The organism is Acrocarpospora sp. B8E8, assembly GCF_039871605.1.
In the GTDB taxonomy this organism is placed as follows: domain Bacteria; phylum Actinomycetota; class Actinomycetes; order Streptosporangiales; family Streptosporangiaceae; genus Acrocarpospora; species Acrocarpospora macrocephala.
Genome location: NZ_JBDPLV010000075.1, coordinates 1 through 14272 on the forward strand (window position 1 = coordinate 1; position 14272 = coordinate 14272).

General features: G+C 70.3%; 12 protein-coding genes. 5 read left to right on the forward strand and 7 right to left on the reverse strand.

The annotated features are described in order from the left end of the window. Positions 1-285: 285 nt before the first annotated feature. The 3 genes from ABGB08_RS44555 to ABGB08_RS44565 are packed head-to-tail and all read right to left on the reverse strand — an operon-like array spanning position 286 to position 3915. Positions 286-420, reverse strand: a complete 135-nt coding sequence (locus ABGB08_RS44555) for a hypothetical protein (protein WP_347603632.1) — start codon at positions 418-420, stop codon at positions 286-288. Between the two features lie 10 nt (positions 421-430). Further along, entirely contained in the window at positions 431-1558 is a 1128-nt protein-coding gene (locus ABGB08_RS44560) for a low temperature requirement protein A (RefSeq protein WP_347603634.1), read from the reverse strand. Between the two features lie 32 nt (positions 1559-1590). Then, the gene (locus ABGB08_RS44565) at positions 1591-3915 is read right to left on the reverse strand and encodes a pyruvate dehydrogenase (RefSeq protein ID WP_347603636.1); all 2325 of its coding nucleotides are present in this window, start codon (positions 3913-3915) and stop codon (positions 1591-1593) included. A 307-nt stretch (positions 3916-4222) separates the two neighbouring features. Here ABGB08_RS44565 and ABGB08_RS44570 point away from each other — a divergent pair, with 307 nt between their 5' ends. Beyond that, a complete protein-coding gene (locus ABGB08_RS44570; protein ID WP_347603638.1) occupies positions 4223-5467 on the forward strand; it encodes a cytochrome P450 in 1245 nt (414 codons plus the stop codon). Next, on the forward strand, positions 5464-5670 hold the full coding sequence (locus tag ABGB08_RS44575; RefSeq protein WP_347603640.1) for a ferredoxin: 207 nt from the start codon (positions 5464-5466) through the stop codon (positions 5668-5670). Before ABGB08_RS44570 ends, ABGB08_RS44575 begins: the two co-directional genes overlap by 4 nt. Positions 5671-5679: 9 nt before the next feature. Here ABGB08_RS44575 and ABGB08_RS44580 read toward each other — a convergent pair whose 3' ends face one another. From ABGB08_RS44580 to ABGB08_RS44595, 4 genes are read right to left on the reverse strand one after another with little or no spacing between them, the layout of a single operon-like run. Then, the gene (locus tag ABGB08_RS44580; RefSeq protein ID WP_347603642.1) at positions 5680-6387 is read right to left on the reverse strand and encodes a TetR/AcrR family transcriptional regulator; all 708 of its coding nucleotides are present in this window, start codon (positions 6385-6387) and stop codon (positions 5680-5682) included. Positions 6388-6415: 28 nt separating this feature from the next. After that, positions 6416-8032: an AMP-binding protein gene (locus ABGB08_RS44585; protein ID WP_347603644.1), complete on the reverse strand. Its 1617-nt coding sequence runs from the start codon at positions 8030-8032 to the stop codon at positions 6416-6418. Positions 8033-8047: 15 nt separating this feature from the next. After that, a complete protein-coding gene (locus ABGB08_RS44590; protein ID WP_347603646.1) occupies positions 8048-9217 on the reverse strand; it encodes a thiolase family protein in 1170 nt (389 codons plus the stop codon). Beyond that, complete coding sequence (locus tag ABGB08_RS44595) at positions 9214-10521, reverse strand: zinc ribbon domain-containing protein (protein WP_347603648.1); 1308 nt, start codon at positions 10519-10521, stop codon at positions 9214-9216. The genes ABGB08_RS44590 and ABGB08_RS44595 overlap by 4 nt, the downstream gene beginning before the upstream one ends. Before the next feature lie 383 nt (positions 10522-10904). Between ABGB08_RS44595 and ABGB08_RS44600 the strand changes: the two genes are divergently transcribed. Genes ABGB08_RS44600 through ABGB08_RS44610 form a run of 3 tightly spaced genes read left to right on the forward strand, consistent with a single transcriptional unit; the run spans position 10905 to position 14194 of the window. Further along, positions 10905-11486 carry a VOC family protein gene (locus ABGB08_RS44600; RefSeq protein WP_347603650.1) on the forward strand — a complete coding sequence of 194 codons (582 nt, stop codon included), beginning with the start codon at positions 10905-10907 and terminating at the stop codon, positions 11484-11486. A gap of 32 nt (positions 11487-11518) precedes the next feature. Continuing rightward, positions 11519-12382, forward strand: a complete 864-nt coding sequence (locus ABGB08_RS44605) for a fumarylacetoacetate hydrolase family protein (protein WP_347603652.1) — start codon at positions 11519-11521, stop codon at positions 12380-12382. A 39-nt stretch (positions 12383-12421) separates the two neighbouring features. Beyond that, positions 12422-14194, forward strand: coding sequence for an FAD-dependent monooxygenase (locus ABGB08_RS44610; protein ID WP_347603654.1), 1773 nt, complete (start codon positions 12422-12424; stop codon positions 14192-14194). Positions 14195-14272 lie beyond the last annotated feature (78 nt).

Consider the following 14272-nt stretch of genomic DNA (forward strand, 5'->3'; position numbering starts at 1 on the left):
GAGGACGCCGATGTGATCGTCAGTCATGTCGGGCTGGCGGAACGGGCCCGGGTGAGCGCTCCGGGTGTGGTGCTGGTGCCGTTCCAGATTTTCATCGGTGATCCGGCGGTGACCAGGCTGGTGACGGCACTCAAGAACGGCGGCACCATCGACGGCTGACCCAAAGGCTCAGGGGCGCGTTGACTGCGGTCGGAGGGCCATGCCGTGACCACGAGCAATTCGGAGTTCCAGATATCCGGCCCGCGCCACGACCGGCGCGGGCCGGTTCGCTATCTCTGGTCCCACCTACTCCTCCTTCGCGGACCGCCGCCGCGCCACCTCCACGCCCCACCGATGCCTCAGCCACTCAACGCCCGCGTAGAAGGCGACCACTCCGGGCAGGGTGAAGAACGCCGAGCCCCAACCCTGCTGCAGGTGCACGTCGCAGGTCTTAGGGCCGCAACCGTTGGTACGACCAGCGCCTTCCGCCGGCCCGGTCCTCGAGGTAGAGCATTCCGGTCAGTACGGCGAGCAGTGCGGCCAACTGGGCCCACCCGAGGACGATCCCGGCCGGGATCGTGGCGAGTACCGCCACGGCGGCCGCGGCCCGGAACCGGACGGGCCTGATGCGCAACACCAGCCGGAACGCGACGTCGGAGAGCAGGTACACGGCTAGGCCGGCCGCTAGCAGCGTCGCCTGCGGAAGTTCGAGGTGCCCGGAGGCATGGCCGACCGCCTTCTTGATGCCGGCCGCCACCGCGACGATGCCGAGGAGCAGCCCGAGGTAGGCCCAGCCGTAGGCGTTGAATGCGGCCCGGGCCCGCTGGCGCGGCTCGACCGCCTCCAGCGCCGACTCGGCCCGCTCGTCGTCGCCGAAGTAGATCCACCACATCAAGTAGGCGATCGACAGGCTGAGCACGCCGACCGCGACCAGCGACAGGTCCAGCTCAACCCCGACGGCCCCCGCCCCGATGACTACCAGCGACTCACCGAGAGCGACGATGATGATGAGCCCGTGCCGTTCAACGAAGTGCGACGGCGAGATGATGAACCTGTCGACCGGATCGATATACGGCGAGGCCCGTTGAATCAGGACCGCCAGGAGCCACAGGCCCCACCGCCACCCGCCCGGGATGAACCCGCCGACAAGGATGAGCGTCGCGCTCAGCAGGTTCAGCGGTGCCAGCGTCCGGAACGCCCGGACCATCCCGGGTCCACCGGCCAGCGCGAACAGTCCGGTGTGGACAGCGTTGGCCACGAAGTACCCGAGCCCGAACGCCCACCCGGCCGAGGTGAACGCGGCCGGGATCGCCTGCGCCATGATCAGGAAGCCGGCCATCCCGGCCAGCATGAGGGCCCGGCGGCCCGGGCTGTTCGGCACGATCGCGTTGGTCAGCCAGGCGTACGCGCTGTACATCCACATGATGGTCGCGAGCATCAGGACGGCCTCGGCGGTCCCGGCCCAGGTCAGATGGCTGGCCAGCGTGGCGGTCAGCTGGGTGGCGGCGAACACGAAGACCAGGTCGAAGAACAGCTCGAGCGTGCTCACGCGGGCCACGGGCGGGGAGGGGACTGCCACGTCGCAACCTTAGTCCTGGCAGAGCAGTTGGTTCAGAGGAGGTCGAGACCTGCCGCGACGACGCTGTCGGTGTCGAGGCCGTGGTAGCGGTACACCGATTCCAGGTCCCCGGACTGGCCGAACCGGGTGACGCCGAGGTGGCTGGCGCGGATCTGGTTGATCCCGGCGAGGAAGGCGAGGGTGTGCGGGTGCCCGTCGAGGAGGGTGACGAGCGGTGCGGCCCGGCGGGCGGGGAAGGCGGCGTCGAGGATCCACGTCTCCGCGGCGCCGCGGCCGGCGCGGGCCTGGACGGCGTCGAAGAGCAGGCCGGGGCTCGTCACGCAGACGACGTCGACGGGGGTGCCGAGCGATTCGAGCCGTTCGGCGGCGGCGAGGGCTTCGGGCATGGTCGCGCCCATCGCGGCGATCGTCAGCGCGGGGGTGTCGGCGTCGGCCCGGCGGAGGAGGTAGGCACCCGCGACGACCTGGCGGCGGCGTCGTTCCCGGGCGGCCGGGTCGGCGGGGACCGCGGCGAGTGACTGCTCGACCGGGCGGGTGGACAGCCGTAGGTAGGCCGAGCTGCCGTCGGGGCGCCCGAGGCGGGCGAGGGAGGCGAGCAGGGTCCATTCGGTGTCGAGGGCGAACGCCGGTTCGTACGTGATGCAGCCGGGCTGTTCCAGCCCGACGGACGGGGTGGTGATCGACTGGTGTGCCCCGCCCTCGGGGGCCAGGGTGACCCCGGAGGGGGTGCCGACCAGGATCGACTGCCCGCCCGCGTAGATCCCGAACGACCAGGGTTCCAAGGCGCGTTCGACGAACGGGTCGTAGAGCACCCCGATCGGCAGCAGCGGCTGGCCCCAGCGGGACCAGGTGGCGCCGAGCTCGCCGAGCGCGCCGACGAGGTTGCCCTCGGCGATGCCGAGCTCGATGTGCTGCCCGGTCGGGCGTTCCCGCCAGTGCAGGATCGTCTCGGGGTCGTCCTCGAACCAGTCCCGGCGCTCGTCGGGTGACCAGACGCCGACCTTGTTCACCCAGCCGCCCAGGTTCGTCGACGACGACACGTCCGGGCACAGCGTCACGATCCGGCGGGCGGCGTCGGGGGCGGAGCGGGTCAGGTCGAGCAAGGCCCGGCCGAGGGCGGCCTGGGTGGTGGCCTTCCCGGCAGGGGTGCGGCCGATGTCGGCCGGTAGCGCGGGCGCCGGGACCGGGTCGATCGGGTCACGGCGCAGCCGCTGCGCCGTGACCGTGCACAGCCGCGCCGCCTCGGTGCCCTCCGCGAAGCGCTCCCACGGATTCTCCAGCGAGGTCCCGCACCGCGCGGCGAGATCGCGCATCTGCTCCTCGGACAGCAGCGAGGAGTGATTCTGCGGGTGTCCTTCGGAGGGGAGCCCGAAGCCCTTGACCGTGTAGGCGAAGATCACGGTGGGCCGGGCGTCGTCGATCGCGGCGAAGGCGTCACCGATCGCGCGCAGGTCGTGCCCGCCGAGGTTGCGGATCGCGGCGTGCAGCGTGGCGTCGTCCAGGGAGGCGACGAGAGAGGCCGGCACGCCGGCGTCGGCACCGGTGCCGGGCAGCCGTTCGCGCAGCTGGGCGAGGGTGCAGCGGAGCAGCCGCTGGTACTCGGGATTGGGCATCTCGTCGATGCGGCGGCGCAGGTGCTCCCCGCCGGGCCGGGTGAACAGCTCCTCCAGCAGGTGGCCGTACTTGACGGTGAGGACCTGCCAGCCCGCGGCGTCGAACATGCCCTGCAATCGCGGGGTGCCGATGTCGGGTACGACCCGGTCCAGGGACTGCCGGTTCAAATCGACGATCCACACGACCTCGCCGAGTTCGGCGACCATCGGGTCGCAGATCGCCTCCCACACCGCGCCCTCGTCCAGCTCGGCGTCCCCGACCAGCGAATACTGGCGTCCTGCCCCGGCCTGGTCGCCCAGGGTGGAGACGTAGCGGCGCGCGAGCGCACCCCAGATCGGCGCCGTGGCGCCGATCCCGACCGAGCCGGTGGAGTAGTCGACCGGATCCGGGTCCTTCGACCGCGAAGGGTAGGACTGCAACCCGCCGAAGGACCGCAACGTTGTCAGGTAGGACTGGTCCAGGGTGCCGAGCACGTAGTTGATCGCGTGCAGCACCGGGGAGGCATGCGGTTTGACCGAGACCCGGTCGCCGGCCCGCAGTTGTCCGAACCACAGCGCGGTCATGATCGTGGTCATCGACGCCGACGAAGCCTGGTGCCCGCCGACCTTCAGCCCGGTCGGGTTGGGCCGCACCCGGTTCGCATGGTCGACGATCGCGGTCGACAGCCACAGCACCCGCTGCTCGATCGTGCGCAGCGTCTCCAGGCGCCCGATGGCGTGTTCCGTGCTGATGCCGGCGGTCATGCCGAGCTCCTTCGCGCTGTTGTCCGGGGTGGCTCGCCGCGACGCTCCGCCCCATCGGTGCGTTCCATTAGAGAGTCCCTCAACGGCCATGTCAACATACCCGTTGACATGGTCTCATGGCAGGGTAGGTGAGCGACGGTGTTCGCCGCACCTGTCGGCCGACTATGTCAACGACTGTGTTGACACTTCGGCGGGCACTGCCTACAGTCGGGCCGCGAACCGAGGTGCGGCGACGCGCCCGCACCGGGCACGAGGCACGGGGCGGATTGCGGAACGCCCATCAGAGCGGATACGAACGGAGGCGGCAGTGAGCGAGACAGTCCTGCCGGACAACCCACCCGATCTCGACGACCTGCTGTCGCCCGAGGCGATCGACCGGCCGTTCCAGTACTACCGGCGGCTCCGGGAGACCCGCTCCGTCTACTGGAACAAGCGGTGGAACGGCTGGATCGTCACCGGATACCCGGAGGTCGTCGAGGGCTTCCGGAACCACGCGAAGCTGTCCTCGGACCGCTTCTCGGGTCCGTTCGGCGAGGACCTCAGCGAGGCGTCGTCCCAGTACCAGCAGCTCTTCAGACTGCTGTCGCAGATCTTCGTGTGGAAGGATCCGCCGTACCACACCCGGATGCGCAAGCTGGTCAACAAGGCCTTCACCCCGCGCAGCGTCGAGGTGCTCCGGCCCCGGATCCAGGAGCTCGTCAGCTCGCTCATCGAGCCGATGCGGGGACAGCAGGAGGTCGACTTCTTCGCCCGCTTCGCGTTCACCCTCCCGGTGGTGGTCATCGCGGAGTACCTGGGCGTGCCCGCCGAGGCCCGGGAGTCGGTACGGAAGTGGTCCGAGGACCTGGGGGCGGTGATCTTCGTACGGGGCAACGACACCGACCGGATGCGCAAGGGCGAGCAGGCGATGCACGATCTCGCCGAGTTCCTCAAGCCGGTCATCGCCGAGCGGCGGCGGGATCCCCGGGAGGACCTGATCTCGGGCATGCTGCGGGCCGCGGACGGCGGCGACGCGTTCACCGACGACGAGGTGGTCGCAAACGCGATCTTGATGGTCTTCGCCGGCCACGAGACGACGATGAACCTGCTGGCCAACGGCATGGTCGCGTTCGACGAGTTCCCCGACCAGTGGGCACGGCTGCGCGCGGACCCCACGCTGGCGCGCTCCGCCGCGGACGAGGTGCTGCGCTTCGACGGGCCGATCCGGGCCCAGGCCCGCTGGGCGAAGGAGCCGCTGGAGCTGGCCGGCCAGCGGATCGAGGCCGGTGACCGGGTGCTGCTCGTGCAGCACGCCGCCAACCGCGATCCCGCCGGTTTCACCGACCCGGAACGGCTCGACATCGCGCGCAGGCCGAACAAGCACACCGCGTTCGGCCAGGGGATCCACACCTGCCTCGGGGCCCCGCTCGCCCGGCTGGAGGCGGAGGAGGCGTTCCGCGGCCTGTCGCAGGCGTTCCCCCGCTACACGATCCACGAGCAGGAGCTGCATTACGCGCCGACGGTGGTCTCCCGCAGCCTCACCCGGCTGCACGTCACCTTCCACGAGTCATGACAGTCGCCGAGGTCGACCACGACAGATGCGCCGGGGTCGGCATGTGCGTGCAGCACGCCCCGGGCGCGTTCGACTTCGACGACGAGGGGCAGGCGTTCTTCCTGCCGTCCGGGGAGTGGACCGAGAGCGAGCTGCGTGAGGCCGCCTACGCCTGCCCGATGGAGGCGATCTCCCTGGTCGGCGACGTGAAGGATGGCGGGTGAGAGCCTCGGCTACCTCGCCGACGGCCGGTGCCGCCTGAGCTCGTCCACCGCCTTGCCGACCTCGAGCTCGGGGTCCAGTATGGCGGCGCCCCGCAACGCGCCTGCCAGGACCTCGACGAGCGCTTCGACGAGGGAGTCGACGGCGTAGGGCCGGCCGGTCTGCAGCAGGGTGACGGTCAGCTGGTCCGAGGCACCGCCAAAGGTCCGCCACATCAGGCGCAGCGCGGGATGGCCGGGATCCAGGTCGAGCAGCCGGCAGGCCCAGGTGATGGTGTCCCACCTGGTGAGCTCGAACGCGTCGGACGCCTCGTGCCCGACGGCGTTGCGGGCGAGGATCACGTTGAGCGCGAGTTCCCTGTTCTCGAGGAGATAGGTGAAGTGGTGGCGCAGCATCTGGCGCACCTGCACGCCGGGCTCGGCCTCGTGATCGGTGTGGTGCGCGGCCTCGAGCCGACGCGTCGCCTCGGCCAGCGCCTCCAGGTAGATGCCGCGCTTGTTCTGGAAATGGTGGAACAGCAGACCGGCCGCGACGCCGGCGGTGTCGGTGATCTCCGCGGCGGTGACCTCGTCGTAGGACCGCCGTGAGAAGTGGGACAGGGCGGCCTCAAGAAGCTTGCGCCTGCTCTCCTCGGCCGAGGCCTGCCGCCGCGTGATACGGGGGTTCGGCGGCTCGGGGGTCTCCACGGCGTCTCCCGCTGCTCGGCGGCTACCTGTCACGGTTCGACGATAGCCGCGAGTACCCCGCTCAGCTTGCGCTGGGGGACGCTGTCGCGTCCCAGGTGTCCGCCGTGATCCCCTCCGCGCGGAGCTTGTACTTCTCGATCCGCTCGGTCTGGGTCCTGGGGAGGGACGCGACGACCCGGACGTAGCGCGGAAGCTGGAACAAGGCCATCCGCTCGCGGCAGAACTCCAGCAGCGCGGCGGGCTCGAACGCGCCACTCGCCTCGGGCGCCACGGCGATCATGATCTCTTCCTCGCCGAGCGGCGAGGGCACCCCGTACGCGGCGCAGTCCGCCACCGACGGGTGCTTGCGCACGACGGACTCGACGTCCCAGCTCGACACCATCTCACCCCGGCGGCGCATGGCGTCCTTCTTGCGGTCGACGTAGAAGAGGTAGCCCTCCTCGTCCAGGTAGCCGAGGTCGCCGGTGTGGAACCAGCTGTCGCGGATCGCGGCGACCGTCGCGGCCGGGTTGCCGAAGTACTCCAGCATCATCGTGTGGGCGATCTTCGGCCGGGTGGCGATCTCGCCGACCGTCCCGGCGGGGACGAGCCGGTCGTCCTCGTCGAGAATCGCGACCTCCGCACTGGCGCTGGCCCGCCCGCCAGATCCGCGCAGGTGCGCGGGCGCCGGGGTGTTGGCGTACGGAAACAGCGTCGGCAGCCCGTTCTCGGTCATCCCGTAGGCGTACACGATCCGCACCCCGAAGCGTTCCTCCCACTGCTCCCAGATCTCCAGCGGCACCGGCACCCCGAAGGCGGCCCGGGCCCGGTGCGCCCGGTCCAGCTCGGACGGCGGCTGGTTCCAGAGCAGCTGCGGGATGCCACCGATGATGTTGAACGCGGTGGCGCCGGTGTCGATGATCCGCCGCCAGAAGCCGGACGCGGTGAACGTCGCGTCCAGGGCCAGCGTGGCGCCGGTGGTCCAGGCGGAGAGCACGGAGTAGTTCTGCGCGTTGATGTGGAACAACGGCAGGCAGGAGTACAGGGTGTCGGAGCCGTCGTACTCGAGATTGACGGCCATCTGGTGCGCGGCGGCGACGTACTGTCCGTGCGGGAGCAGGCAGCCCTTGGCCGGACCGGTCGTACCGGAGGTGTAGAGGATGGTCGCCGGGTCCTTGGTGCGCAGGTCCAGCGCCGGCGGCCGGATGGCCGGGTGATCGAAGAACTCCCGGATGTCAGCGTGCCCGGTGCCGTGGTCGGTCTGCCCGCGCACGACGACGCGCCGTACGCGGGGGAGCTCTGCCAGTACGGCTTGCAGCTGGGGGAGCAGGTCGGCGTCGACGATCACGACGGCGGCCCGGGAGTCGTTCAGGACGTGGACCAGGCCGTCGCCGCGCAGCGCGACGTTGATCGGCACGATCGTCGCGCCGATCTTGATGGCGCCGAACCAGGCGGACAGCCAGTCGGGGGAGTTCCGCATCATGATCGCCACCGCGTCGCTGCGGCTTATTCCGCCCGCGATCAGACCTTGGGCGGCACGGTCGGCGAGGGAGTCGATCTCGCCGTAGGACAGGTCGGAACCGCCGAACCGGAGGAACGTCCTGTCGGCGTACCGCTCGGCCCGGTCCTCCATGAGCCGGCGGAGATCCCGGTCGGCCTCGACGAGCCGGCGGAGATCCGGGGTGCTGAGCTCAGCCATCGTTAGCCTCTCTGCTCAGTCCCGTGACAGGACTGTGACGACGGAGACGCCGACGGAGTAACCGCCGACGTTGTGCTGGAGCGCCTTGCCGTTGCGCAGCGAGACCTGCCGCGCGCCGGCCTGCTCGCGCAGCTGCCCGAACAGCTCGACGACCTGGGCCACACCCGTGGCGCCCACGGGGTGTCCCTTCGCGAGCAGGCCGCCGCTGGGGTTGACCGGGATCCGGCCGTGCAGGGCCGTGTCGCCGGACTCGACGAGCTTGCCCCCGGCGCCCTCCGCGCAGAGCCCGAGATCCTCGTAGGTCATGATCTCGGTGCCGGTGAAGCAGTCGTGCAGCTCGACCGCGTCGAGGTTCCGTGCGCTGATCCCGGCCATCTCGTACGCGCGAGCGGAGGCGAGCCGGGTGCAGTCCCAGCCGGTCATCCGGGCCTTCTCGTGGTAGTAGAGCCCTTCGGTCGCGAGCCCCACCCCGGCGATGTAGACGGGGGAGTCGGTGAACCGGTGCGCGATGTCCGCCCGGCACAGCACGACCGCCGCGGCGCCGTCGGACTGCGGGCAGGAGTCCAGCACGGTGAACGGGGAACAGACCATGGGGCTGTTCAGGACGTCGTCGACGGTGATCGACTCCTGGCGCTGGGCGTTGGGGTTCAGCGCGGCGTTGGCCCAGGCCTTGACCGCGACCATCGCGAACTGTTCTCGGGTCGTGCCGTACTCGTGCATGTGCCGGGCCGCCTGCGGGGCGAAGATCGTCGCCGCGGTGTTGGCGTAGGAAAGGATGGGATGGCCCATCCGGCCGCTCTCGAGCAGGCTCTCCTTGGTCGGCCGCTCGCGCAGCTTCTCCGCCCCGACGACCACGACGACGTCGTGCACGCCCGAGGCCACGGCCATCGCGCCGATCCGGATCGAGTCGCTGCCGCTCGGGCACCCGTTCTCGATCCTGCTCACCGGGAGCCCGGGCAGCCCGATGGCGTTGGCCAGCGTCGCGCCGGACGGGATCTCGTTGCCGCCCAGGCTGCCCATCACGTTGGCGAAGAACCCGGCCTCGATGTCGGCGGGGTCGATCCCCTTGTCGACGCCGGCGAGCGCCGTCCGGTAGGCGTCGGCGGCGAGCTGCTCGAGCCCGCGGTCGAAGTGCTCGCCGAAGGGGGTCATGCCCGCCCCGACGATGGCCACCTTGTTCCTCATGCGACATCCCTCGACTCGGTCTCGCGGGCAGTGCGTGGCGGGACGAACTTCATGGCGTAGACGGGCGCGCCGCCGTCGCCGGTGAACCGGCGGATCCGCAGCTCGACGCCGGCGCCGATCTCCACCTCGTCCGGGCCCATGCCGGACGTCGGCGCCCAGTACCGCGAGCCGTCGTTCAGCTCGGCGAGGACGAGGATCATCTGGTCGCCGAAACCGGTGGGCAGGAACCGGTTGACGATGTACGTGTAGACGCGGCCGGTCCGGCTCAGCGGTGCCGGCGTGAAGCCGTAGCCGTGGCACGACGGGCAGACCGGGCGCTGCGAGGGCGGGAACACGACGTGGCCGCAGCCGTCGCAGCGGGCGCCCTCGAGCCGGAGCAGCTCCCGCGCGGACCGCCTGAAGAAGGGCGAGCCGCCCGGCAGCGACAGCGGCGGCGACGAGCGGACCTCGATCGGCTCCGGCAACTCCGGGACGGGTCCGGGGAGGGCCGGGAGGAGGGGCCGGGTCCCCGCGTCGACCTCGATGCTCAGCGCGACGGCGCGGCTCGCCGTGGTCGCGACCACGGTGGCCGATGAACCCGTCGCGGCGGACCCGGCCGCGAGGACGGCCAGGAGCGGACCCGCCACCCCGCGATCCGGGAGGACGTCGGACCGGTCGCTCCCGCAGGCGGTGGCCACCGCCGCGGCGGCCACGCCGGTCACGGCGGCGGGCGGGGGCCCGTCCAGCGCGGCCAGGGCCGCCTTCGCGTGATCGGCGACGTACCGGTCGAGATAACGGCCGTCGCCGAGGTGCCGTATGCCATCGCCGTCGGTCCAGTTTCCGTAGACGACGTCGCCGGCGCTGCGCTGGGCCCCTGGTCGAAGCGCCGGCGCGTCGCTGCCGGCCACGAGGACGGCGACGGCCCCCGCCGAGACCCGCTCGCCGTCACCGGACTCCGCCGCGACGAGCAGGACCGAACGCACGCGGCCCGCCTGGACGGCGTTCATGGCCGCGGCGGGCGCCGCCAGTCCGGCGAGCGAGTCGCCCGCGCTGACCGACACGGTGACGCCGGCGTCGAGTCCGGCCGCCTCGCGGACGATCTCGGCCTGCGGGCCGTTGACCAGTTCGGGGCGGGCGAACGCGAGGTGGAGTTCGTCGACGGGCCCTTCGTACCGGGTGAGGCAGTCCTGAGCGGCCTCGATCGCCAGGGTGACTGCGTCCTCGTCGCCGTTGGCGACAAGGACGCGGCGGCGGCCACGGCGGACCGAGAACGACGGCGTGTAGCTGCCTGCCGCAACCACAGCAGGTCTGGATAGATCGGGCACGATCAACTCATTTCAGTGGCAGGGATCTCGGCGCGGCGAGGCGTCCGCAGATGGACCTCGGCCCGAGCCGCGTGATTGTGCAGCCGACCGCCGTCCATGTGCCCAGCCCTCTCCGAACGTGTACCTGGCGGGACAAACCGGGTCGCGCCAGCCAGCTCTCCCGGGACGGTAACGACACTGCGGACCGCTGTCAACAGTGTCGTTGATTCATTGTCCCGAACCCGTCGAGGTCGCCCCCACCTGTGAGGATATTCGTTGAGTGCTACTCATTGACTTCTACTCAGCTAAGTTCTAATTTTGGCCGAAACCGGTCTGTGAAGGCGGGGTCACAGGTGGCCCGCGCAGCGCCGGTGATCACCAACTGACGAGATGTGGGGACGACGATGACTGCCACCCCGAAGTTCGCGCACGTCGTGTTGCAGACGAACCGGGTCGCCGAGATGCGCGACTGGTACCGGACCGTCCTGGGCGCCGACGTCGTATACGAGAACCCGGGCATGTGCTTCCTGACCTTCGACGAGGAGCACCACCGGATCGCGCTGGTCGGGTCGCCGGCCGAGCCGTGGGTCGAGCGGACACCGTTCACGGTCGGCCTGCAGCACAGCGCGTTCACCTTCCCCAGCCTCGAGACGCTGCTGGAGAAGTTCGATGACCTCCGCGCGGCCGGGATCGAGCCGCAGGTGCCCATCCAGCACGGCGTGACGACCTCGCTCTACTACCGGGACCCCGACGGAAACACGGTCGAGCTGCAGATCGACAACTTCGCCGAGCCCGAGGACGCGACTGCCTACATGACCGGGGCCGAGTACGCGGCCGACCCCGTCGGCCCTTCGTTCGATCCGCGGAAGATGGCCGAGGCCCTGCGCGCCGGCGCCTCCCTCGAGGAGCTCACGACCCGAAGCTGGGCTGTCCACGCCGGCCCGCCCTACGCGGAACCGATGGCTCGCCTGTTCGCGCCCGCCTGATCGGCGTTCTCGGTGTTGAGGAGCAGTGTGACATGCGTGTCGTGAGTGTCGAGGGTCGGCTCGCGGTGGTCGTCGACGGCCAGGTCGTCGACGTCGAGCGGGCCAGCGGCGGGCGGTTCGACGCCGCCGCCCAGGCGGTCTACGCCCGATGGGAGGAGTTCGTGGCGTGGGCCGCCGAGGGCGTGCAGCCCGGTGCGGTCTCCGGCCCCGCGCTGGACCAGGTCATCCTGGCCGCTCCGGTTCCGGAGCCCCGGCAGGTCTTCGCGATCGGCCTCAATTACCGCGACCACGTCGCCGAGGGCGGGCTGGAGGCCTCTGACACGACGCCGATGGTTTTCACCAAGTTCCCGTCCTCGGTGGCCGGTCCGTACGATGACGTCCCCCTGCCCCCCGGTTCGGTCGACTTCGAGGCGGAGCTCGTGGTCGTCATCGGCAAGCGGGCCGAACGAGTCCCGGCTGACCGGGCCTGGGAGCATGTCGCCGGGCTGACCGCCGGGCAGGATCTGTCCGAGCGGGAGCTGCAGACAGGGCCCCCGCATCCGCCGCAGTTCAGTCTGGCGAAGTCGTTCCCGAAGTTCGCGCCGATCGGGCCGGCCGTGGTGACCCCGGACGAGTTCGACGACCCCTCCGACCTGGAGATCGGGTGTCACCTCAACGGTGAGCAGATGCAGAAGGCGCGCACCAGCGACATGATCTTCTCGGTCGCGGGCATCGTCGCCTACCTGTCCTCGGTGCTCCCGCTCCTGCCCGGTGACCTGATCTTCACCGGGACTCCGTCCGGGGTCGGTTTCGTACGAGACCCGAAGCGCCTCATCACACCCGGCGACGTGCTCCTGACCCACGTCGAGGGCATCGGAACGATGAGGCACCACTTCCACGCCGGTCCGGTCCGCTGACCCGACCGTCTTCGGCCGCACTCAATGAGGAGTTGCCCTGTGCCCGGCAGTTTTGACGTGCCCGTCCTGATCATCGGTGGCGGAGGCTGTGGCCTCTCCAGCTCGATCTTCCTCTCCGACCACGGGATCGACCATCTGCTGGTGGAACGCCACCAGTCGACCTCGCTCCTGCCGAAAGCGCATTACCTGAACCAGCGGACCATGGAGATCTTCCGTCAGTACGGCCTGGCGGACGAGGTCTACGCGGTCGGCACGCCGATGGAGAACCTCGGCACCGTCAAGATGGTGACAACGCTGGGCGGTGACGGCCCGCTCGACCGCCGCACCCTTCAGGAGATGGACGCCTTCGGCGGCGGATCCCTCGCCGAGGCCTACGATCGTGACAGCCCAGGACCGTCGACGAACTACCCCCAGCTCCGGCTGGAGCCGCTGCTGCGGCGGCATGCCGAGAGCCGCGCACCGGGCAGGATCCGCTTCCACCACGAGCTCGTCATCCTCACCCAGGACGACGACGGGGTCGTCGCGATCATCCGCGATCGAGACGACGACCAGACCTATACGGTGCGTGCCCGGTATCTGATCGCGGCGGACGGCGGCAAGACCGTCGGACCGATGTTCGGGGTGGAGCTGCGGGGCCCCACCGGTCTCGTCGACATGGTCAACCTGCACTTCCGCGCCGACCTTTCGCCCTGGTGGGACGACCGGGCGGTGATCACGTTCTTCAACAACCCGTCGGGCGGCTCCACGTGGGGTGCCGGGGCGATGGCCCAGATGGGCCCGACCTGGGGCAAGCACTCCGAGGAGTGGAGCATCACCTTCGGGTTCCGGCCCGATGACCCGGAGAAGTTCGACGAATCCACGATCATCCCGAAGATCCGGAGCCTGCTCAACGTCCCCGACCTCGACATCATTCCGATCAATCTGAGCCATTGGATCGTCGAGGCCGTGCTCGCCGACCGTTATCGGGTGGGCCGAGTCCTGCTGGCCGGGGATGCCGCCCACCGGCACCCGCCGACCACCGGTCTGGGATTGAACACCGCCATCCAGGACGCGCACAACCTCGCCTGGAAGCTCGCCGCCGTACTCGACGGGCGGGCCGACGATGCGCTGCTCGACACCTACGAGGCCGAGCGCAGACCGGTGGGCGCCCGCAACGTCGAATGGGCGATGTTCACCTTCGCCAACCACGCCGTGGTCGACGCCGGGTTCGGGCTCCCGCCGGGAGCGCCGACCGAGATGGTCGAGCGGGCCTACGCCGCGCACTTCTCCGAGACTCCGCACGGGGCGACACTTCGAGCCCGTTTCACGGAGGTCGCCGACACCCAGCGGACGGAGTTCCAGGCCCACGACATCGAGATCGGGTTCGGCTACGAGGCGGGGGCGCTCGTCCCGGACGGCTCCGAGGCGCCGCCTCGTGACCCGATGGGGTTCGCCTATCAGCCCACGACCCGGCCCGGTCACCGGCTTCCGCACGCGTGGCTCGCCCACGACGGGCGGCGACTGTTCACGCACGATCTTGTCGGCGTCCCGGGTGGGTTCGTGCTACTGACGGGTCCGTCGGGGGCATCCGTCTGGGAATCCGCCGCGTCACGCGCCACAGCCAAATTCGGGGTCCCGATTTCCACGCTGGTGATCGGAGAGGGCGCGGCCTACATCGATCCGGACGGTACGTGGGCCCGGTTGCGTGAGGTCGCCGACGACGGCGCGATTCTTGTCCGGCCGGACAACCACGTGGCCTGGCGGGCCCACGACTGCGCCGGCGTCGCGGCCGACGAGTTGACCGCCGCGATCGGGACGGTCCTGCACCGCTGACGAACCGCCCATGAGGGCGACGCCGCACCATGCGGCTCGACCCGGAGGCGACAAGACGCAGACGAGCCAATCGCGAAA